Genomic DNA, 21,496 nt, shown 5'->3' with positions numbered 1-21,496 from the left:
TAAAGTTCTAACGATTTAATTAGTGAAAACAGCTCATTCCAATTGGCGAACCATCAGGAATCTTTGGCGAAGGTATCATTTTGAATTGTTCCGGGTGCTCTCTGTATGATTTTATTCTCTTAACCATTTCCGCACTAATTGCATTAGCCCCAGAATCTTTCATTAACTGCATATTCAGTTCATTTATTTTTTGGGACGCTATGGCATTTACCTGTGGATGCACATTGGTGTGCCCTGCCAAATTCATGATATGATACAATACCCTAAAATTAATTATCGTTTGCGCTTCGTTCAAATATGTATCTTTCTGCTTTTTGTTAATGGTTGATGCTATCAATTCATCTAAAACATCAGCCAAACCAACATTATCCGTATCTATTGCTTTTTGCTGAATAAGTCTTGATGCTTTCTCCGGATGCAATAAAAATTTTAAAGTCATATCCGAAGCTGTTTCCACTGCCGACAGGGCATCAAAAGAAACACCGGTTTTACCTTTTATAGACTCCCTTGTTCTAGGGGTTCCAAATGACCTAGGAGGAAACAAGCTCAATTTTTCTTTTGGTATAGCTATTTCTGCAGCATCCAAAGTCCGTAACACACTCTTTAATGCCTCTTGTTGCAAAGACTTATCCGCAACGGCAACTACCTCTTGGCCATCACCTTTTACCGCATAATTATATTCTAAACCACCAATGACTTTTGCCACACCTTCTGTTTGGTACCTATGAAAGAAATATAGCGGTACAAAAACATCTTCCAATACAGAGTAAGGTGTACCTTCTTGAATATTATCTACAGAAAAGTTATTAATGGCTACTTTACGAATACTCAGCATTTCGTCCAATTCTTTGCTGATACTGGTGCCGTTATCCCACAAATGAGCCAAGACATGGGCACTACCTTGTGGTCTGGCATCTTGATCCGTTATATAACGTAGCCCATCTGCTTTGGCCTTATCCAAAATATTGTTCAAGCCTATTTTTTCTTCCCCTTCAGGAAAGTTCTGATAAGAGTATGCTACGGTAACTTTATCCCATGCTCCAATACCTGTTTCATAGGCACTTGAAAAATCAACCTTTCCATTGTTCAAAGTAAACTGCGGATGAGGATAGTCCATCACGGAAGCCTTGCCCGTAGTACTGGCGGCATAATTATGGGCAAAACCTAAAGTATGCCCAATTTCATGTGCAGATAATTGTCTTATTCTTGCTATGGCCATTTCTAACATTGGCTCATAATTATCATCTCTTTCGGCAAATGGTTTGTTCATTAAAGCCTGGGCAATCAAATAATCTTGTCTTATTCTTAAACTTCCTAAACTAACATGCCCTTTCATAATTTCACCAGTTCTTGGATCTGTTATACTACTACCATAGCTCCAACCTCTGGTAGAACGATGAACCCATTGAATAACGTTGTAACGAACATCTAAAGGATCCGCATCATCTGGCAACATTTTTATTTGAAAGGCATCTTTATAACCTATAGCTTCAAAAGCTTGGTTCCACCAACGACCACCTTCCAATAAAGCGGACCTTACAGGTTCTGGTGTTCCATTATCCAAATAATAAATAATAGGTTCTACGGCCTCACTCACCTCTGCAGTAGGATCTTTTTTCTCTAAACGATGCCTTCTTATAAACTGCTTTAGAATATTTTGCTCCACAGGTGTCGCATAATCATAATAGTTAAATGGAGAAGAACCTGATCTTGGATCAAAAGCTCGTTTTTTATACTTAACATCTGGCAATTCAATAAAAGAATGATGCTCGGCAACGGTCACTAAATTCGCATTGGGAGCTACACTTCTAATGTAACCACCTTTCGCCTCGCCCTTAAAAGTCATTAAAACATCAAACTCTAAATTCTTGGGAAAAGCCTTAGTTCTTTCCAAGGCAAAGGCGCTTTTAGATTTATCCAGACTATATGAACCCTGCTCAGTTCTTTTTAGTCTTGAAGAGACGCCATGTGCATCTTGCATTAAAAAATCAGTGATATCTATTATATAGGTACCGTTTTTATCTTCAACAATAGGAAAGCCGAACAGAACAGATTTGGCAAACGCTTGTTCAACGGATTTTCGTTCCAATTCATTATCCGTTATGGCCCTATACTTTAAATTTGGTTGAACCAACAGTAATTTATTGCCCGCCTTTTTAAAATATACTACCTGCTCGTCTCCCAGTTGACCTCTGTCCAAGCCAATGTCATTACTTCCTATTCCACTACTTAAAGAGTATACATAAAGAAATTCCTTATCCAACCGATCTACTTCCAAAAAGATTTTATCATTGGCCTCATCATAGTAGAAATTATAGAACCCCTCATATTTATCAAAATTCTTCTTTTGATCGCTAAACTGTGCGGTTATTGCAGTAATGGATAACAATAGTAATCCAACCAAAAGTACATAGTGCTTTCTCATTCTCTAATAGTTTTCACTAAAAGTAGAGAAAAACCAACGAATGAAAAACAGGAATGCCCAACTATATTATAAATATCATACTTGTTAAAAAAGCTACCTAATAATTACAGAATAAGGAAAAATACTACCAATTATTGTAAATATTACACCTAATAATCGCTTTTTATCATGTACCTTTTAACAAAACTAATTCTATGGAGAACATTGAAAATCAAATTTTTTCTTCTTATCAAAGAAACCCAGATTTATATGATGAAATTCATGATAAGAAAGGAAAGGTAAAAGAGGTTTATCAAAAGTTATTCAACCTCTATGGTGAACATTCTATTAAAGATTACGTTACGCTAAACAATAAAGCGAAGTCTTCATTTTTTAATCAAGGTATTACTTTTCAAGTATACGGGGAAAACAACGTGCAAGAGAAGATTTTTCCCTTTGATTTATTTCCACGAATTATTGATCCCGTAGACTGGGATATTATAGAGCGCGGCTCCATACAAAGAAGTAAGGCTTTGAACTTATTCCTGTGGGATATTTATCATGATAAAAAAATATTAAAAGATAAGGTTGTACCCATAGAACTCATTACATCTTCAGCCAATTACTTAGATCAAATGAACGGTGTAAATCCACCAGGAGGAATCTATAATCACATTTCGGGTACAGATGTCATTAAACATAAAGACGGTAAATATTATGTACTTGAAGATAACATTAGATGTCCATCTGGGGTAAGTTATGTAATCTGCAACAGAACAGCACTTAAAAAGGCATTGTTTGGTGTGTTCAATCATTACCAGACACATACGGTAACCAATTATGCAGAAAACCTTTTAGAACTACTAGAATCCGTAAAACCTAAGGGCGTGGACATACCAAATGTAGTAGTCATTACACCTGGTATGTACAACTCTGCATTTTATGAGCATTCTTACCTAGCCAAGACCATGGGCGTGGAACTTGTAGAAGGTCGTGATCTATTTGTAGAAAATGATTTTGTTTACATGAAGACAATAAAGGGTCCAGAAAAGGTTGATGTTATTTACAGACGAATAGATGACCAGTTCATAGATCCTCTGGAGTTTAATCCAGATTCCGTTCTTGGCGTACCCGGTTTATTTGCCGCGTATAAAAAAGGGAATGTTACGTTGGCCAATGCCCCTGGCACTGGTGTAGCTGATGATAAAGCCGTATACACCTATATGCCAGAAATTATTAAATATTACTTAGACGAAGAACCTATCTTAAACAATGTACATACCTATCATTGCAGCAGACCCGATGAATTAAAATATGTATTGGAACATATTCATGAACTAGTTATTAAACCTGTTGATGAAGCCGGTGGCTACGGTATTTCTATAGGAAACAAGCTAAGTAAAGAAGAAATTGAAATGGTAAAGGCAGAGGTAAAGGCCAGCCCAAGAAAATATGTAGCCCAACCTATAATGTCATTGTCCGTTCACCCTACCTATATAGACGATACCGAATCTTTTGAACAACGCCATGTTGATTTAAGAACGTTTACCGTTCTCGGGAAAGACAAAGAATTTGTTCTCAAGGGCGGGTTAACACGCGTAGCACTTAAGAGAGGAAATCTAATTGTAAACTCTTCTCAAGGAGGCGGATCAAAAGACACCTGGGTATTAAAAAAATAAAAATTCTATATGTTAGCAAGAGTTGCCAATAATCTATTTTGGATGGGACGTTATATTGAACGTTCTGAACACGTAGCAAGATATTTAAATGTAAATTATTTCTCTTCTTTAGATGCTCCAAATCTAAAATCTCAAGATCGTCAATTTGTTTTACGTTCTATGTTATTTATGGTCGGAGATCCCGAAGAGGATTCAGAAAAATTTTTAAAAGAAGAAGATGTACTCTATAAAATTGGCCTAGACCCCACTTATAGCTCATCTATCATAAACAATATTAAGTTTGCAAGGGAAAATGCAAATAGCGCACGGGATTTAATTTCAACTGAGCTTTATGAAGCGATCAATAAATTCTATCATTTTGTCGTCAACTACCCTAAAGAAGTTTTTGTTAAAAATGGTCTACATGATTTCACTACCCAGGTTGCTGAAATGACAGATATACTTCGTGGAAAAATACGCGGTACACTCTTACATGATGCCACTTATGCCATAATATCAATGGGCATAAACATTGAAAGGGCTACACAAATTACTAGAATGATCAATTCTAAATACAATGATGCATTACTTTCTCAAGGTGGTGAAAATGAAAAGTTCAGTAAAAGTTTTGAATGGACCACATTACTAAAATGCGCCGAATCTTATGATATGATGCGTAGGTTCTACAAAAAAACCCCTACAAGCATAACTACATTAGAGTTCTTAATTCTTAACCCTAATTGCCCAAGATCGGTAATGAATTCTTTGAACCAGGTAAATCAACATGTAAAAATTTTAAACCCCGAAAAACGGTATAACAAAAATTCTACGGCTTTTTTAATCGGCAGGGTAAGATCAGAATATGAATTTAAATATATTGAGGAAATAGATCAAGACATAAAATCTTTCATTGAAAATATTTTAGAAAGTCTAGTTGATATCAGCGACAAGGTAGATGAGGAATTTTTTAATTATTAGCCCATTTAAATAAGGTATCTTTGCGCTCTTATGCCAAGAGATATTGAGATTACATATAGGGCTAAAAATATTTATGACGATTGGGTACATAATGCATATTGGCAGTTTCTTATTATACCGGTAGAGAACGATAGCCAACATAATGTAGAGATAGAATTCAACAATTCATTATTTGCCATTACCGAAAATTCCATTAACGGTTATGGCTTTAAAACCCTAAGAATACATCCGAAGAAAAAATTCAAGAAGGTAACTTTTGAAGCAAAATTCAAACTGACCAAAGAAGATATTGACCCTTTTGATTTTAAAATCAACCCTAACGTTTCAGCAGCACATGCCGAGTTACAAAAACTTGATTTTAGAATTAATTACGAACGCTTTTTAAAAGCGACTACATTTACAAACCTAAGTTTTGCACAAGAGCAACTATACGCCTTTAATTCAACTATTTCCTTATTCAAAAATCTAGAAAACCTAAACCATTGGGTATATAATTTCATTGAATTTTCAACAGGAGCTACAGATGTAAGTACAATGTTAAATGACGTTGTAACTAATAAAAAAGGCGTTTGCCAAGATTTTGCACATCTTTTCTGTGCCTTGGCAAGAATTAATGGCATACCAACAAGGTACGTCTCCGGATACCTAGACCAAACCCATGGTTTTAAAGGAGATTCACAAATGCATGCCTGGGTAGAATGCTATATACCAGGAATAGGCTGGAAAGGTTTTGACCCTGCCAATAATATTTTAGCGGACATGAACCACATAAAAGTCTGCCACGGTAAAGATTATAACGATTGTGCTCCATTAAAAGGTATTATTTATTCTTTGGGCACAAATAAGACCACACACTCGGTCACATTGCAAAGCCAGCAATAGTTAATCTAAAAATATCTTTAAACATTACTTAAAAGAGTATTATTTTTACTCAAAATTAAAATTGTATGAACATAAGTACAGACCACTACAAAGGTCTTATAGATCGCCTTGGTGCGTTAAGGAGGTATCTTTGACATTGATGCCAAATTAATTGAAATAGAAAACGAGCAAGAAAAAACCTTGGCTCCTGACTTTTGGGACAATCCGCAAGAGGCACAGGCACATATGAAATTCATTCAGTCTAAAAAACAATGGGTAGATGATTATGATGCCGCCCAGCTATTGGTTGCAGATTTAGAAGTATTGATTGAGTTTCAGCAAGAAGGCGAAGTCTCTGAAGCCGAAGTTGAAAAGCAATATGAGAAAGCAGTGAACACCATTGAAAAAATGGAGTTCAAGAATATGCTCTCAGAAGAGGGTGATGAATTACCAGCGGTACTGCAGATTACGGCAGGGGCAGGTGGTACCGAAAGTTGCGACTGGGCAGCTATGCTCATGCGTATGTATATGATGTGGGCCGAAAAGAACGGTTACAAAATCAAAGAACTCAATTATCAAGATGGTGATGTTGCCGGCATTAAAACCGTAACCTTGGAAATTGACGGTGAATTTGCTTTTGGTTGGTTAAAAGGAGAAAATGGCGTTCATCGTCTTGTACGTATATCACCTTTTGATAGTAATGCCAAAAGACATACCTCATTTGTTTCCGTGTATGTATATCCGTTAGTAGATGACAGTATAGAAGTAGATGTCAATCCTGCAGATATTACCATTACCACTGCAAGATCCAGTGGTGCTGGTGGGCAAAATGTAAACAAGGTTGAAACTAAAGTCCAATTGACCCACCACCCAACAGGAATTCAAATATCTTGTTCAGACAGTAGAAGCCAGCATGATAACAGGGCCACGGCGATGAAAATGCTGAAATCTCAACTATATGAAATTGAGCTACGTAAAAAAATGGAGGCTCGCCAAGAGATTGAATCCTCTAAAATGAAAATTGAATGGGGCTCTCAAATTAGAAACTACGTTATGCATCCGTACAAATTGGTTAAGGATGTAAGAACCGGAGAAGAAACAGGTAACGTAGACAATGTCATGGATGGTGACATTGACCAGTTTCTGAAAGCCTTTCTAATGATGATGGGACAAAAAGAAGAAGAATAAATTATTAATCCCTATTTATTATATTTAATAGATAGGGTTTTAACATAAAGCTAAAAGTAATATGATTAAAATATATCACAATTCTAGATGCAGCAAATCTAGAGAAGGTTTAAAAGTTGTAGAAGAGTCTGGCAAGAAATTTGAAGTGGTAAAATATCTAGAAGATATACCAACAAAAGATGAACTTAGAAATATTATTAGTTGTTTGGACATTAAACCAATTAACTTAATACGTAAGTCAGAAACCGTTTGGAAAGAGAAATTCAAACATTTATCATTAAACGATGAAGAGTTGATCGATGCCATGATCACGCATCCAAAATTAATAGAAAGACCAATTGTAATTAATGGAAATAGCGCGGTTATTGGTAGACCGGCTTCAAATATTAACTCTTTGTTGAAATAGAATTTATTATAATTGTTAAGTATATTATCTTAACAAACAATTAACCATTTTCGGTTAAACCATAGTATAACTTTATAATCTAAAGACATGAAAAAAGTATTAAAGCATAGTGGACTAAATGTATTGACATTGTTGGTTGCCTTATTTGGCACTACAGCAATTTACGCACAATATGGTTATGGGTCGCAATATGGTTATGGATCTAGAGGAGGTTATGGTTATGGAAGTCAAAGAAGTTCTATTCCCCAAGCACAAACTCCGGCCGAAGAGCCCAAACCAAAAACTGCCGAAGAACTGGTAGATGGTGAAATGCCCAGAATTACAGAGGCATTGGAACTAAATGAATTTGAACAGGCCGTATTAAGCTCTGTACTTAAAAAATATGTACAAGAGCGTATAGAGGCTCAAATATTAAAACTTCCGCCAGAAAAAATGGGCGAAGTATATGAAAATATAACTAAAAGGCAAGATGAGGAATTAAAAGCCGGTCTGCCATTAGAAAAGTATGAAGCTTTTGTTGCATTACAAAAAGATGGTGTTTCAAAAACTTTGAAGAAGAATAAAAAGAAGAAAAAAGAAAAACGAAAGAAATCCAAAAACTGACTTAATGAGACAACTTTACCCTTTACTCCTACTCTTAACACTATCATTTAATTATATATACAGTCAAAGACCCGGAGGAGAACGGGAAAGAGGTCCAATTATCATTAGCGGTAAAGTCGTAGACAAAGACGATAATCTTCCTTTAGAATATGCTACACTGGTACTACAAAGTGTAAATAACCCTGATAAAATTACAGGTGGCATTACAGATATTGATGGTAACTTTCAGGTTGAAACCACACCAGGCAAGTACAATATTTCCATAGAATACATTTCATACAAAACTTACAAATTACCAAATCAAACATTGACCGAATCTACAGATTTGGGTACGGTTAAACTTGCTTTAGATGTAGCTCAACTAGAAGCCGTTGAAGTCGTTGGCGAAAAAACTACCGTAGAGGTACGTTTAGACAAAAAGATCTATAATATTGGTAAGGATTTAACCAATAGTGGCGCAACTATTACCGACGCCTTGAATAATGTACCCTCTGTTGATGTAGATGTTGAAGGCGCCATAAGTTTACGGGGTAATGAGAATGTTAGAATTCTTATTAACGGCAAACCGTCAGCATTAGCGGGTTTTGGATCTACAGATGCTCTTACACAACTTCCTGCAGATGCCATTGAAAAGGTTGAGGTGATTACTAGTCCTTCTGCAAGATATGACGCAGAAGGTACCGCAGGTATTTTGAACATTGTTCTTAAAAAGGAAAAAACACTGGGCTTTAACGGTTCTGTAAACACTACGATCGGTTACCCAGTAAATAGTGGTATATCCGTTAATGCCAATTTACGTACAGACAAATTTAATTTGTTCAACACAACAGGGTATAACTATAGAGATGCCCCAGGAAATGCATTTTATGATAACACCTATACTTCTGGATCATATGATAGGATTATAGAGGACAGAGACTATTTTAGACTTAGAAAAGGATTCAACACTAATTTGGGACTTGAGTATTTTATTACAGAGGAATCTTCAATTACAGGAAGTGTATTTTATAGAACCTCTAAAAGTGAAGATGAAACTGAAAATACCAACCAAAGGTTTATTAATAGCACACTAGATAGTGAAACCTTTAGAACTGAAGATGAAGGTGAAGATGATGAGAACTATCAATTTTCTTTGAATTATATTAATAATCTTGATGATGATGGACAAAAACTAACGGTAGACGCTCAATACTCTAACGGGGTAGAAGATAAGACCAACATCATACAAGAAAACAATACGTTGCCTAATGATGATTTAATAGTCTTGGAAAATGTCTTTGAAAAAGAAACCCAAAATGAATATTTAGTACAAGCAGATTATGTATTACCTATGGGCGATGCACAATTTGAAGCTGGGTATAGAGGTACTTTTGAAAAAACAGAAACGGATTATAGATTAGACTCTTTAAACCAAACCACCGGTCTGTTCGATATCAACCAAGACCTGACCAACTTATTTGCCTATACTGAAAATGTAAATGCCGTATATACCCAATATGGTAACAAATACGGTAAATTTTCTTTTCTTTTAGGATTACGTTTAGAGAACACCCAGTTAAAAGGAGAATTGACCTCTTTATATGACTCTTCTGAGTTAGAGGAACAATTAGGAGTAGATGTTGATGCAAATTTCGATAAAAACTATTTAGGGCTTTTCCCAACTGTGAACGTCATTTACGAACTGGGTGAAAATGAAAATATTTCATTAGGCTATAATAGAAGGATAAATAGACCAAGAGGAAGGTACGTAAACCCTTTTCCTTCAAGATCTAGTAGAACAAATATTTTTCAAGGAAACCCGGATCTTGATCCTGCGTTCTCCAATGCTTTTGATGTTGGTTACTTAAAGAGATGGGATAAGCTAACCCTTACATCATCTGTGTATTACCAACGAGAAACAGATTCATTTGAACGTATACAAGAAGAAACTGGTGAAACCACCACAGATGGAATTGAAATAATTAGATCAATTCCTATTAACCTATCTACAAATGATAGAATAGGTGTTGAAGCCGGTATGCTATATAGTCCTGCAAAATGGTTACGTTTAAATTCCAGTTTCAACTTCTTTCAATTTAAGACGGATGGCGCATTCAACGGTATAGATTATGGCACCACAAATACCAGCTGGTTCGCCAGATTTAGCTCTAAAGTATCTTTACCTGCAAAAATTGACTGGCAGACCAATGTGTTTTATAGAGGCCCATCATCAACCGCCCAAACGGAAAATGGAGGTATATTCTCTTTAAATTTAGCGTTCAGTAAAGATATTTTAAAAGACAATGGAACAATTTCCCTGAACGTTAGCGATCTATTAAATTCCAGAAAAAGAACTTCTTATACGGAAACGGAATTCTTTACGTCTGACAGTGAGTTTCAATGGAGACAACGCCAGATAACCATGGGCTTTGTATACCGCTTTAATCAACCAAAAGAAAGAAATAAAAATGGCAGAGGAAATAATAATGATGAAGGTGACGAAGAAATTGAAGGGTAAGCAGTTACCCATAAATGGTATAAAAAAAGGAAGCCAATTGGCTTCCTTTTTTATTTAATAATATCTTTTATGCTTTTCGCGCAGCTTTTTTCTTGTCGCGTCTTTCTTTCAATAACTCTATAATGTTACCACCTAACCAGTAAGGCACAACAAATAATAACAAAAACATCATTAGCCAAAACCCTATTGTCAAGATGGTCAAAAAAGCTAAAAATCCTAAATATTGGTCAAAATCAAACATATCTTCTTGCTTATATATGACAAAGATACCATAAACCAATTATTTTTTGCAAACGTTCTGCAAAATTAATTTCACATTTCCCTTTAATCTTGTCGTAAGAAAAATAAATGTAAACCTTATTTTTGATGCTGTATATAAAAGTTTATTTAAGATTCATATAAAATATAAGATTATGGAGTTCAGAATCGAAAAAGATACCATGGGCAATGTTGAAGTACCCAAAGACAAATACTGGGGTGCACAAACAGAACGCTCGCGTAATAATTTTAAAATAGGACCATCGGCATCTATGCCGTTGGACATAGTTTACGGATTCGCTTATTTAAAAAAATCCGCCGCATATGCCAATTGTGAGCTTGGTGTCTTAGCTGCCGAAAAAAGAGATTTGATCGCCCAGGTATGCGATGAAATTTTAGAAGGAAAGCACGATGACCAATTTCCATTGGTTATTTGGCAAACTGGTTCTGGTACGCAAAGTAATATGAACGTTAATGAAGTAGTTGCCAATAGAGCCCATGAAATTGCCGGTAAAGTAATTGGCGAGGGAGAAAAAACCATTCAACCGAATGACGATGTCAACAAATCTCAATCTTCTAACGATACTTTCCCTACCGGTATGCATATTGCCGCTTACAAAAAGATTGTAGAAGTGACCATTCCTGGTGTAACTCAGTTAAGAGATACATTACATAAAAAATCAAAAGAATTTAAAGATGTGGTTAAAATAGGTCGCACCCATTTAATGGATGCCACTCCCCTAACCTTAGGTCAAGAATTTTCCGGTTATGTTTCTCAATTGGACCATGGTTTAAAAGCATTGAACAACACCTTAGCACATTTAAGTGAATTAGCACTTGGTGGCACTGCTGTTGGAACTGGATTAAACACACCGGAAGGCTATGATGTGCTTGTAGCAAAATATATTGCAGACTTCACAGGGTTGCCTTTTATAACCGCTGAAAATAAATTTGAAGCACTAGCGGCACATGATGCCATTGTTGAAAGCCACGGAGCTTTAAAACAGTTGGCAGTGTCATTGAACAAAATAGCAAATGATATTAGAATGATGGCATCTGGACCTCGTTCAGGAATAGGTGAAATCATTATTCCTGCCAACGAACCAGGTAGTTCAATAATGCCAGGTAAAGTGAACCCTACTCAATGTGAAGCAATGACAATGGTTTGCGCTCAAGTTATGGGTAATGACGTTGCTGTAAGCGTTGGTGGTACACAGGGACATTATGAATTGAATGTCTTTAAACCAATGATGGCAGCAAACATTCTTCAGTCTGCACAACTAATTGGCGACGCCTGTGTAAGTTTTGAAGAGCATTGTGCTGCCGGTATTGAGCCAAATCACGGTGTAATCAAAGAATTATTGAATAACTCTTTAATGTTGGTCACTGCTTTAAATACCAAAATTGGGTATTACAAAGCTGCAGAGATCGCAAACACCGCACATAAGAACGGCACTACATTAAAAGAAGAAGCTGTTAATTTAGGTTACGTTTCTGCTGAAGATTATGACGAGTGGGTAAAACCTGAAAATATGGTGGGTAGTTTAAAAGACTAAAAACTAAACCAATAAACAAAAAAAGGCGACCAAATTGGTCGCCTTTTGTATTATATAATTATAGGAAAAATTACTTCAACATGAACTTAGAAGTTCCTAATAATTTCAACTGATCGTCATATACATTTACCATGTAATTTCCATCTTTAAAATCACCAGCTGGCTTACTAATGTAATCACATACATCTAAAGATTTGTTTTCATAGTAAAATCCTGTTTGCTTACTATAAGTAATTGATGCTCCGTTATCGTTGGTCATTGAGTTACCACCTCCAAGAACATTACCTTGTGGATCTAAAACTTCTAAGAAGAACTCTCTATCACCAGCTTGAGCAATTACGTTATCCGCTACGGTAAAACAAATTTTAAACTTGTCAGTAGCTCTGGCACGTTGAGTAGAAACTAATTTTCCGCTGTTACGCTCCTTAACTGCATCAACATTAAATTTAGATAAATTCAATGCAGACCCTTTTTCAACTACTTGAGCCAAATTTGTGTTTTGCACTACTAAAGAATCGTTGAAAACTGTTTGTTTTTCCAACTCAACATAAGTACTATCACGCTGCATAGCGATCATACTATTAGAACGAGTTAAAGAATCAACTTGCTTTAACAACTGCTCTCTCTCCGCTTTAAGAACACTAACTTGTCTTCTATATCTAGATAAAGAACTAATATCCGCTTTCATAGTTTTTACCGAGTCTATGTATTTAGCAATATTATCTCTTGCGCTAACCAATTCTTCGTTAGTAGCATTACTTTCCAAAATAGCTTTATCATATTCTGATTTTAAGCTATTTAAATCTTCAACCACCAATTCTTTCTCTTTAGAAAGAACAACCTCTGTCTTCTTTTTATCTTGATAAAGACTTACTGTATAAATGATAGTTGCTAAAAGCACAACACCTAAAAGAGCGGTCAAAACTTTTAAACCATTGTTGTTTTTTGTTTCAGTCATAATTTTAAATTTAATAAAGTGTCTGTTTGTTCAGTTTATATACGTGTTAATTCAAATTTTAGATTCTTTAGCATAAAATTAAATTATATTACGTGGTAAATACCATAAAATATAGTATAATTTAGAAGTAACCTTTAGACCAATACATAGACCATGCTTACCATTGTGCCATTTGAGACTAAATATACTCAAATCTTTAAAGACTTGAATATAGAGTGGATTACCGAATATTTTAGGGTTGAAGAAAAGGACAGAGAACTATTAGAAAACAGCCAAGCCGCTATCATTGACAAAGGTGGCTTTATTTTTATTGGGCTCTGGCATAATGAACCTGTGGGGTGTTTTGCATTAATAAGAAAAAACAAGAAAAGATATGAATTAGGAAAAATGGCAGTTAGCAAATCTTATCACGGCTTACAAATTGGTCAAAAATTATTATTATACGCCATTGATTTCGCAAAGAATAAAAACTGGAATACACTTGAACTATATTCAAGCACCAAGCTTGACGCCGCCTTGCATATTTATAAAAAATACGGATTTACAGAAACGCCGTTGGAAGATAATTTAGACTACCTTAGATCTGACATTAAAATGGAATTAAAACTAAAACAATATAACAATGAACATCAATAAACTCTTTTTATTATTATGTATAGGAGCCATTTCTTTCTCATGTAAAGAAGTAAAGAAATCAGATTCCGAAGTCACAGAAGCAGAAGCGGAAATGTCGACTTCAATGAAAAATGAGGCTAAAAACACCGAAATCAACATAACACCCATAGAACACGCAACGGCAGTTTTAGAATGGAACAATGAAGTAATCTATATTGACCCAACAGGTGGTGCCGCAGCTTTTGAAGGGCAAAAGAATGCTACATTAATTTTAATTACCGATATACATGGTGATCATTTAAACATAGAGACCTTAAAAGAATTAGAAACAACCAATGCTACCTTTGTTGTACCACAAGCCGTTGCAGAAGAATTGCCCGAAGAATATGTAGAACAGCTTGTAATTTTGGACAACGGGAGCAGTAAAGAATTAAACGGTATTACCATTGAAGCCATACCCATGTATAATTTAAGAAGTGAAGCGCTTAAATTTCACAATAAAGGTCGTGGAAACGGCTATGTTTTAACTATTGGCGATCAACGTATTTATTTTTCCGGAGATACAGAGGATATCCCAGAAATGCGTTCTTTAAAGAATATAGACAAAGCTTTTGTTTGTATGAATTTACCTTATACCATGACCGTTGAAAGTGCTGCCGAAGCAGTGTTAGATTTTAAACCAAAACAAGTTTATCCTTATCACTACAGGGGCAATCCAGATGTTAGCGATGTTGCCAAGTTCAAACAATTGGTAGATGCAGGCAATCAAGATATTGAAGTGGTACAATTAGACTGGTACCCTAATGACGAATATTAATACTTTAGTTGTTAGTATAAAATTAAAAAGCCCGCAATTGCGGGCTTTTTCTTTATAACCAAAATTTTATCTGATTAGTTTTTTATACTTAATTCTTTTAGGCATAAGATCTCCGCCTAACCTTTTCTTCTTGTTTTCTTCATAATCCGAGAACGAACCTTCAAAGAAATACACTTGAGAATCGCCTTCAAAAGCCAATATGTGTGTACAGATACGATCTAAGAACCATCTATCGTGAGAGATGACTACGGCACAACCTGCAAAATTTTCCAAACCTTCTTCTAAAGCACGTAGTGTATTTACATCCAAATCATTGGTAGGCTCATCCAATAAAAGCACGTTACCTTCCTCTTTCAAAGTCATTGCCAAATGTAAACGGTTACGCTCACCACCGGACAACATACTCACTTTTTTATTCTGTTCACTACCCGAGAAGTTGAATCTACTTAAGTAAGCCCTAGAATTGACCTGCTTACCACCCATCATCACCAACTCTTGCTCATCACTGAAGTTTTGCCAAATAGTTTTATCTGGATCTATATTGGAATGACTCTGATCTACATAGGCTACTTTAGCGGTCTCACCAGTTTCAAATTCACCTTTATCCGGTGTCTCCTCACCCATGATCATTCTAAAAATAGTGGTCTTACCAGCACCGTTTGGTCCAATAATACCAACAATACCCGCTTGTGGTAATTTAAAATTAAGATCTTCGTAAAGCAACTTATCATCGTATGCCTTACTTACGCCTTTAGCTTCAATAACATTGGTACCTAAACGTGGTCCGTTAGGAATATAGATTTCCAGTTTTTCATCAAGTTGTTTTTGATCTTGACTCATCAACTTATCGTAGTTCTTTAAACGTGCTTTCTGTTTGGTCTGTCTACCCTTTGCTCCTTGACGAACCCATTCCAGCTCTCGCTCCAATGTTTTCTGTCTTTTAGAAGCTGTTTTACTTTCTTGTGCCATACGTTTAGACTTTTGATCTAACCAAGAAGAGTAGTTCCCTTTCCAAGGTATACCTTCACCTCTATCCAATTCAAGAATCCAACCGGCAACATTATCCAAGAAATATCTATCGTGCGTTACGGCAATTACAGTTCCCTTATAAGATGCCAGGTGATGCTCTAACCAATGTACAGACTCTGCATCTAAGTGGTTGGTAGGCTCATCTAATAATAAGATTTCCGGCTCTTGAAGCAACAACCTACATAAGGCCACCCTTCTTCTCTCACCACCCGAAAGCACGGAAATTTTCTTTTCAGGATCTGGAGTACGCAAGGCATCCATAGCAATTTCCAATTTGGTATCTAGTTCCCAAGCATTGGCTGCATCTATCTTATCTTGCAATACAGCCTGCTGATCCATCAACTTCTGCATTTTGTCCGCATCTTCATACACTTCCGGCAGACCAAACATATCGTTTATCTTATTGTATTCATCAAGAATGGCTACCGTTTCGGCAACGCCCTCTTTTACAATTTCCAAAACGGTTTTATTTTCATCCAGTTCTGGCTCTTGTTCCAAGTAACCAACTTTATATCCTGGAGAAAAGACTACATCACCTTGAAAATTTTTATCTACACCTGCTATTATTTTTAACAAAGTAGATTTACCAGAACCGTTTAGACCTAAAATACCGATTTTGGCACCGTAGAAAAAACTTAAGTATATGTTCTTTAAAACTGGGGTGTTAGCATTCTTATAGGTTTTCGTAACTCCTGACATGGAGAAGATTACCTTCTTATCGTCTGACATAAAATTATAGTGTTTAGTGAAAAAATTATCATCCAGTAGAAGAAATCCCTACTAGTTAAAAACATTGATTATACTCTACCTTTAAGGGCATTGAACACCCAAGCAATGGCAAAAAACCCTATACCCACAGATGCAAAACCCCAACCAGCGACATCATCGTATCGAAAGGCTCCTAATGCAATTAGCGCAAGCCCTACGAAGATCATAATAAAAGTAGCCCAAGTGAGCACAGTATTCTTGTTCATTTTTGAATCAATTAAAATTTAAGCGAACATCAAATATCGTAAATTTTAAGACATTTATCCACTATTACCCCTGCTATTATTCAAACGGAAACACAATTCCTGTTTTTTCACGAACCGTATCCATAATTGTTATAAGATCCAAACTGTTTTGATGACTCCAAAGTGCACTTTCTTTCTTACCAGAATTTAAACAATCATGCACTTCTTCTATCTCATGAACATAGCCTTTACCCCTTTTACCTAGTTCATTACTTACTACTTCCCCTTCTTTTTCCAACGTAAATCCAGTAGTTTCATGCCATCTTGGATGAATAAAAATTGTTCCTTTACTTCCTGCTATTTCAGATTTCTTTTCAGAGTTAGAGTTGAGTCCGCTATACAAAATGGCTTGTGTATTATCATAATTAAAAATCATACTACATTGCACCTCTACCCCTGTTTTATAAAAATTGGCAGTTGCCTTAATATCCTTGGGCATCCCCAACAGTAAATAAGCTAAAAATATAGGATAGATCCCAATATCTAATAGAGAACCTCCTGCAAGATCAGGATTTAATAGCCTACCGTTTTCATCCCTATCCAGAGCATAAAACGCAAAATCTGAATGTAAATAACCTATATCTCCTATAGTCCCATTATCTACAAGTTCCTTTACTTTTTTAATGGTCGGATTAAAACGTGACCATAATGCTTCCATAAGAAAAACATTATTCTCTTTAGCAGCAGCTAACATTGTCTGAACTTCCGAAGCATTCACGCCCAATGGTTTTTCACAAAGTACGGCGTTACCGGCTTTCATGGCGGCAATGCTCAAATCTGCATGGGAAGTGTGCGGTGTTGCCAAATAAATAATATCTACCGTATTACTATGAAATAACTCATCATAACTACCAAAAGCATTTGGAGCTCCATACTCTTTGGCAAATGTCCGGGCCTTCTCTAAGCTCCTAGATGCTACCGAAACCAATTGACCGCCATCTACCAAAGCTAAATCTTTAGAAAAACTATGTGCTATGTTACCTGCCCCTACAATACCCCACTTTATCATACTTTTTATTTTTGTTGCATGTACACCAAAATTAACTTCTTATCTTTATGCGAAGAAAATAAATATACAGAATGGATTTAAAATTCAATCAAAACGAAGATAGGAATAAGTTGTTATTATCTGACCTTAGACGAAAGCTGAAAGAGGTTTATTTAGGTGGAGGAAAAGCAAAAATTGCCAAGCAGCACGATCAAGGTAAAATGACCGCTAGAGAACGTATTGATTATCTATTTGATCCAAAAACCGAACAGATTGAAGTTGGAGCCTTTGTTGGCGAAGGCATGTATAAAGAACATGGTGGCTGCCCTTCTGGCGGTGTTGTCATAAAAATTGGATATGTAAAAGGAAAGCAATGTATAGTAGTTGCCAATGATGCAACGGTAAAGGCTGGCGCATGGTTTCCTATTACCGCCAAAAAGAATTTAAGAGCACAGGAAATTGCTATTGAAAACAGACTACCTATTATTTACTTAGTAGACAGTGCCGGCGTGTATTTACCATTACAAGATGAAATTTTCCCGGATAAAGAGCACTTTGGGCGTATTTTTAGAAACAATGCGGTTATGAGCAGTATGGGCATAACCCAAATTTCTGCCGTTATGGGCAGTTGTGTTGCCGGTGGCGCTTACTTACCTATAATGAGCGATGAAGCCTTAATAGTAGATAAGACCGCCAGTATTTTCTTGGCAGGAAGCTATTTGGTGAAAGCCGCAATAGGTGAAAGCATAGATAATGAAACATTGGGCGGAGCAACCACTCATTGCGAGATTAGTGGGGTAACCGATTATAAAGCGAAAGATGATGCAGCTGCTTTGGACACCATAAAGAATATTATGGATAAAATCGGTGATTTTCCAAAAGCGGGATACAACCGAAAGAAAAGTATAAAACCAAAAGAAAATCCTGATGATATCTGTGGTATACTACCTAGCTCAAGAGCGGAACAGTATGACATGATGGAAATTATTAAGCGATTGGTAGACGACTCGGAATTTGAAGAATACAAAGCCGGATACGGACAAACCATACTTACCGGATATGCACGAATAGATGGATGGGCAGTTGGTATTGTTGCCAACCAAAGAAAAGTTGTAAAGACCAAAAAAGGAGAAATGCAGTTTGGCGGAGTCATTTATTCCGATTCTGCAGATAAAGCAACCAGATTTATAGCCAATTGCAACCAAAAGAAAATTCCGTTAGTTTTCTTGCAAGATGTAACCGGATTTATGGTTGGTAGTAAAAGTGAGCATGGTGGTATTATAAAAGATGGCGCCAAAATGGTAAATGCGGTAAGTAACTCCGTCGTACCAAAATTTACCATTGTCATAGGCAATAGCTATGGAGCTGGAAACTATGCCATGTGCGGTAAAGCTTATGACCCTAGGTTAATTGTTGCTTGGCCAAGCGCAGAACTAGCCGTAATGAGCGGAAACTCTGCTGCAAAAGTTCTTTTACAAATTGAGAAGGCTTCATTGAAAAAGAAAGGTGAAACCATCACTGAGGAAAAAGAAACGGAACTATTCGATAAAATCAAGAAGCGTTACGACAATCAAGTCTCTCCGTATTACGCAGCATCAAGATTATGGACCGATGCTATTATAGACCCAAAGGACACGCGTAAATGGATTTCAATGGGTATAGAAGCCGCTGATCATGCACCTATTGAGAAACCTTTTAATATGGGAGTGTTGCAGGTGTAATTTCCTGAAAAATCGTTAGTATCAACGAATAAAACTATTTACATTCAAAAAGCCCACAATACAGTATAAATGTATTGTGGGCTTTTTATAATAACTATGTTTATTTTTCTTTTATATTTTGAGAAATTAACGAACTTAATTTGCAACTATACTTACCGCATTTGATACTGAAAACAATTGCTGATTTACATTACGTAGACCCAGTTTAAAGACCTTTGTTTCTTTTCGTTGCGATGCACTACCATAGTTATAATATATAGTAGCTTTCAAATATGTAGGCGTCAAACTTTTGTTACCTAAATAGGTAGCGTTAACCAACCAATTACCACGAAGCGTATCATCTATTAAATATTCTTCACTGGAGAAACCTGAGCGCTTTTCAATTTGAATACGTTCAGCATCTGCAGCTAAAGAATGCTCACTATTATAGTATCGCTTTTCTGGGTTTACAAATTGTAACACAAATTCAGCCTCACTATCGCTCCATTCAAAAACCAAACGTGTTCCTTTAAAATCATCATCAAGTTTAATTTCTTTTACCTTATTTGTTGAAACTAAATCAGCCCCTTTTAGAGAAATCAAATTATTTAAATCACGATCCATAATAACTTTCACTGGCTCTTCTTTCTCCAATAGCTCTTCTGCTAACAAGTAATCATAACGCAAGTACATAGCGGCAGCTTTTTGATTTAAACCTAATTCTCTATAACTATTTGCCAAGTCTAAATACGATTGTGCATAATCTGCTCTAAGGGTGTATACATCTTCATATAATTTATTTGCCTCTTTAAACTTTCCTTCTGCCTGATATATGTAAGCTAAAGATTTCAATGCTAAAGGATTTCCGCTTAGAACCCTATCATTCTCCTGAATAATCATTTCTGCAAATTCTTGATTTTTCCATCTATTAGAAAAATAATCATAGGCATCTAAAACATAGTAATATGAACTGTTGTATTTATTGATTTGATTTGCGTAAATCATCTTTGCATCTTCTTCGGTTTTCGCATTTAAAAGTTCATTCATGTACGAAGGCTTATCTTCTTTAAAATTAACTGTACTTAATGCTGAATTATCATATTTATTATTTTTAAGCTTAGCTTGATCATAAGGCTTTCCATCAATATTACCTGCATATAATAATGTTTTTGTGTTAATTACTATGACACCGCCAGCACCTATTGAACCGTATCTAGTAGTCATTGCCAAATTATTTAAAACAGCCAATCTAGCTATTGAAGCTGGTGTGATCCACGTAGGTGTATCTGTTAAGATCTGACCATCAACATCATAAACCGCAGGTGATGCTTGACTAATAGAATTAAACCCTCTAATATATACACCCCCACCTCGCATACAATCACCAAACACCTTTACGCTAGCAAACTCATTTCTAACAACATCTAAAATGCAAATACCTACATCATTAATCTCGTCCTCTTGTAGAAATCTAATTTTTCCGGGGGCAGTCTCACTATCCAAAATACCAAATGCCGTTTTAATTAAATTTGGTTTGTATTTATACTCCTCTTCCAGTTCTATCTGAGACTTTCTATTACTGTTCCTAACAGTAACCTCATCTAATTGCTCAATTTTCTGAGTCATTTCAATATTTAAGATTCGTGTAACATCTTCAACCATTATCTGAACATCACTTAAACCGGGATATGTATATTTAACTACATCCCTAGGTTCCGCAGATATTTGATATAATCCGTTGGCGTCTGTTGTAGTAGAAATTTCAGAATCTATTATAGAAATCTGAACATTTGCCAAAGGTGCATCCATTTGAGTAACCTTACCTTTAACAATATTACTTTGAGCATGAACATTACTAGCGAAAGACGCTAACACTAAGAGAATTAAAACATTTTTCATTGAATAGAGTTTTATATGGTTATAAAGTAATTTTATATCAAAAATTAAACCACACTAAAATATGTAGG

17 protein-coding genes are annotated in these 21,496 nt (G+C 35.8%); 11 read left to right on the top strand and 6 right to left on the bottom strand.

What is annotated here, in order from left to right; genetic code table 11:
- Positions 1–19: 19 nt before the first annotated feature.
- A complete protein-coding gene (locus CSC80_RS11005; protein WP_099191823.1) occupies positions 20–2,425 on the bottom strand; it encodes a zinc-dependent metalloprotease in 2,406 nt (801 codons plus the stop codon).
- A 194-nt stretch (positions 2,426–2,619) separates the two neighbouring features.
- On the opposite strand from CSC80_RS11005, the gene CSC80_RS11000 reads away from it, so the two are divergent.
- From CSC80_RS11000 to fumC, 8 genes are all read left to right on the top strand, one after another.
- Positions 2,620–4,083 (top strand): circularly permuted type 2 ATP-grasp protein, encoded by a 1,464-nt coding sequence (locus CSC80_RS11000; protein WP_099191821.1) that lies wholly within the window; start codon positions 2,620–2,622, stop codon positions 4,081–4,083.
- Between the two features lie 9 nt (positions 4,084–4,092).
- A complete protein-coding gene (locus CSC80_RS10995; protein WP_058103203.1) occupies positions 4,093–5,040 on the top strand; it encodes an alpha-E domain-containing protein in 948 nt (315 codons plus the stop codon).
- A gap of 30 nt (positions 5,041–5,070) precedes the next feature.
- Entirely contained in the window at positions 5,071–5,922 is an 852-nt protein-coding gene (locus tag CSC80_RS10990) for a transglutaminase family protein (protein ID WP_099191819.1), read from the top strand.
- A 65-nt stretch (positions 5,923–5,987) separates the two neighbouring features.
- Positions 5,988–7,089 (top strand): peptide chain release factor 2 gene (gene prfB, locus CSC80_RS10985; protein ID WP_232231219.1). Its coding sequence is split into 2 segments (ribosomal slippage): positions 5,988–6,053 and positions 6,055–7,089, totalling 1,101 coding nucleotides; the frame shifts between segments, so codons are not numbered across the junction.
- 61 nt (positions 7,090–7,150) lie between these two features.
- Positions 7,151–7,495 carry an arsenate reductase (glutaredoxin) gene (gene arsC, locus CSC80_RS10980; RefSeq protein ID WP_099191817.1) on the top strand — a complete coding sequence of 115 codons (345 nt, stop codon included), beginning with the start codon at positions 7,151–7,153 and terminating at the stop codon, positions 7,493–7,495.
- An 87-nt stretch (positions 7,496–7,582) separates the two neighbouring features.
- The gene (locus CSC80_RS10975; protein ID WP_236973378.1) at positions 7,583–8,098 is read left to right on the top strand and encodes a hypothetical protein; all 516 of its coding nucleotides are present in this window, start codon (positions 7,583–7,585) and stop codon (positions 8,096–8,098) included.
- A gap of 4 nt (positions 8,099–8,102) precedes the next feature.
- A complete protein-coding gene (locus CSC80_RS10970; RefSeq protein ID WP_099191815.1) occupies positions 8,103–10,595 on the top strand; it encodes a TonB-dependent receptor in 2,493 nt (830 codons plus the stop codon).
- Positions 10,596–11,008: 413 nt separating this feature from the next.
- Complete coding sequence (fumC, locus tag CSC80_RS10960) at positions 11,009–12,409, top strand: class II fumarate hydratase (protein WP_058103209.1); 1,401 nt, start codon at positions 11,009–11,011, stop codon at positions 12,407–12,409.
- A gap of 70 nt (positions 12,410–12,479) precedes the next feature.
- Here the strand turns inward: fumC and CSC80_RS10955 are convergent, their stop codons facing one another.
- Positions 12,480–13,367 (bottom strand): hypothetical protein, encoded by an 888-nt coding sequence (locus CSC80_RS10955; protein ID WP_058103210.1) that lies wholly within the window; start codon positions 13,365–13,367, stop codon positions 12,480–12,482.
- A gap of 153 nt (positions 13,368–13,520) precedes the next feature.
- On the opposite strand from CSC80_RS10955, the gene CSC80_RS10950 reads away from it, so the two are divergent.
- Positions 13,521–14,003 (top strand): GNAT family N-acetyltransferase, encoded by a 483-nt coding sequence (locus tag CSC80_RS10950; RefSeq protein WP_099191813.1) that lies wholly within the window; start codon positions 13,521–13,523, stop codon positions 14,001–14,003.
- Positions 13,990–14,799 (top strand): MBL fold metallo-hydrolase, encoded by an 810-nt coding sequence (locus CSC80_RS10945; RefSeq protein WP_099191811.1) that lies wholly within the window; start codon positions 13,990–13,992, stop codon positions 14,797–14,799. Before CSC80_RS10950 ends, CSC80_RS10945 begins: the two co-directional genes overlap by 14 nt.
- Positions 14,800–14,865: 66 nt before the next feature.
- Here the strand turns inward: CSC80_RS10945 and ettA are convergent, their stop codons facing one another.
- The 3 genes from ettA to CSC80_RS10930 form a co-directional block, all read right to left on the bottom strand.
- Positions 14,866–16,557 (bottom strand): energy-dependent translational throttle protein EttA, encoded by a 1,692-nt coding sequence (ettA, locus tag CSC80_RS10940; protein WP_091605210.1) that lies wholly within the window; start codon positions 16,555–16,557, stop codon positions 14,866–14,868.
- Positions 16,558–16,625: 68 nt separating this feature from the next.
- Positions 16,626–16,802 (bottom strand): CAL67264 family membrane protein, encoded by a 177-nt coding sequence (locus CSC80_RS19480; protein WP_091605214.1) that lies wholly within the window; start codon positions 16,800–16,802, stop codon positions 16,626–16,628.
- A 76-nt stretch (positions 16,803–16,878) separates the two neighbouring features.
- On the bottom strand, positions 16,879–17,850 hold the full coding sequence (locus tag CSC80_RS10930) for a Gfo/Idh/MocA family oxidoreductase (RefSeq protein ID WP_343224347.1): 972 nt from the start codon (positions 17,848–17,850) through the stop codon (positions 16,879–16,881).
- 71 nt (positions 17,851–17,921) lie between these two features.
- Here CSC80_RS10930 and CSC80_RS10925 point away from each other — a divergent pair, with 71 nt between their 5' ends.
- A complete protein-coding gene (locus CSC80_RS10925; RefSeq protein WP_099191807.1) occupies positions 17,922–19,550 on the top strand; it encodes an acyl-CoA carboxylase subunit beta in 1,629 nt (542 codons plus the stop codon).
- A 135-nt stretch (positions 19,551–19,685) separates the two neighbouring features.
- Here the strand turns inward: CSC80_RS10925 and CSC80_RS10920 are convergent, their stop codons facing one another.
- Complete coding sequence (locus CSC80_RS10920) at positions 19,686–21,428, bottom strand: carboxypeptidase-like regulatory domain-containing protein (protein WP_099191805.1); 1,743 nt, start codon at positions 21,426–21,428, stop codon at positions 19,686–19,688.
- Positions 21,429–21,496: the final 68 nt, after the last annotated feature.

This window comes from Maribacter sp. 6B07 (assembly GCF_002700155.1).
Taxonomy (GTDB): Bacteria; Bacteroidota; Bacteroidia; order Flavobacteriales; family Flavobacteriaceae; genus Maribacter; species Maribacter dokdonensis.
This window is presented reverse-complemented; position numbering and strand designations above follow the sequence as displayed.

What these genes read in the sequence shown, in the direction of transcription:
- CSC80_RS10920 (WP_099191805.1), bottom strand. Translation starts at nt 21,428, where the DNA reads ATGAAAAATGTTTTAATTCTCTTAGTGTTAGCGTCTTTCGCTAGTAAT.
- CSC80_RS10990 (WP_099191819.1), top strand. Translation starts at nt 5,071, where the DNA reads ATGCCAAGAGATATTGAGATTACATATAGGGCTAAAAATATTTATGAC.
- CSC80_RS11000 (WP_099191821.1), top strand. Translation starts at nt 2,620, where the DNA reads ATGGAGAACATTGAAAATCAAATTTTTTCTTCTTATCAAAGAAACCCA.
- ettA (WP_091605210.1), bottom strand. Translation starts at nt 16,557, where the DNA reads ATGTCAGACGATAAGAAGGTAATCTTCTCCATGTCAGGAGTTACGAAA.
- CSC80_RS10955 (WP_058103210.1), bottom strand. Translation starts at nt 13,367, where the DNA reads ATGACTGAAACAAAAAACAACAATGGTTTAAAAGTTTTGACCGCTCTT.
- CSC80_RS10925 (WP_099191807.1), top strand. Translation starts at nt 17,922, where the DNA reads ATGGATTTAAAATTCAATCAAAACGAAGATAGGAATAAGTTGTTATTA.
- CSC80_RS10995 (WP_058103203.1), top strand. Translation starts at nt 4,093, where the DNA reads ATGTTAGCAAGAGTTGCCAATAATCTATTTTGGATGGGACGTTATATT.
- CSC80_RS10970 (WP_099191815.1), top strand. Translation starts at nt 8,103, where the DNA reads ATGAGACAACTTTACCCTTTACTCCTACTCTTAACACTATCATTTAAT.
- arsC (WP_099191817.1), top strand. Translation starts at nt 7,151, where the DNA reads ATGATTAAAATATATCACAATTCTAGATGCAGCAAATCTAGAGAAGGT.
- CSC80_RS19480 (WP_091605214.1), bottom strand. Translation starts at nt 16,802, where the DNA reads ATGAACAAGAATACTGTGCTCACTTGGGCTACTTTTATTATGATCTTC.
- CSC80_RS11005 (WP_099191823.1), bottom strand. Translation starts at nt 2,425, where the DNA reads ATGAGAAAGCACTATGTACTTTTGGTTGGATTACTATTGTTATCCATT.
- CSC80_RS10950 (WP_099191813.1), top strand. Translation starts at nt 13,521, where the DNA reads ATGCTTACCATTGTGCCATTTGAGACTAAATATACTCAAATCTTTAAA.
- CSC80_RS10945 (WP_099191811.1), top strand. Translation starts at nt 13,990, where the DNA reads ATGAACATCAATAAACTCTTTTTATTATTATGTATAGGAGCCATTTCT.
- CSC80_RS10930 (WP_343224347.1), bottom strand. Translation starts at nt 17,850, where the DNA reads ATGATAAAGTGGGGTATTGTAGGGGCAGGTAACATAGCACATAGTTTT.
- CSC80_RS10975 (WP_236973378.1), top strand. Translation starts at nt 7,583, where the DNA reads ATGAAAAAAGTATTAAAGCATAGTGGACTAAATGTATTGACATTGTTG.
- fumC (WP_058103209.1), top strand. Translation starts at nt 11,009, where the DNA reads ATGGAGTTCAGAATCGAAAAAGATACCATGGGCAATGTTGAAGTACCC.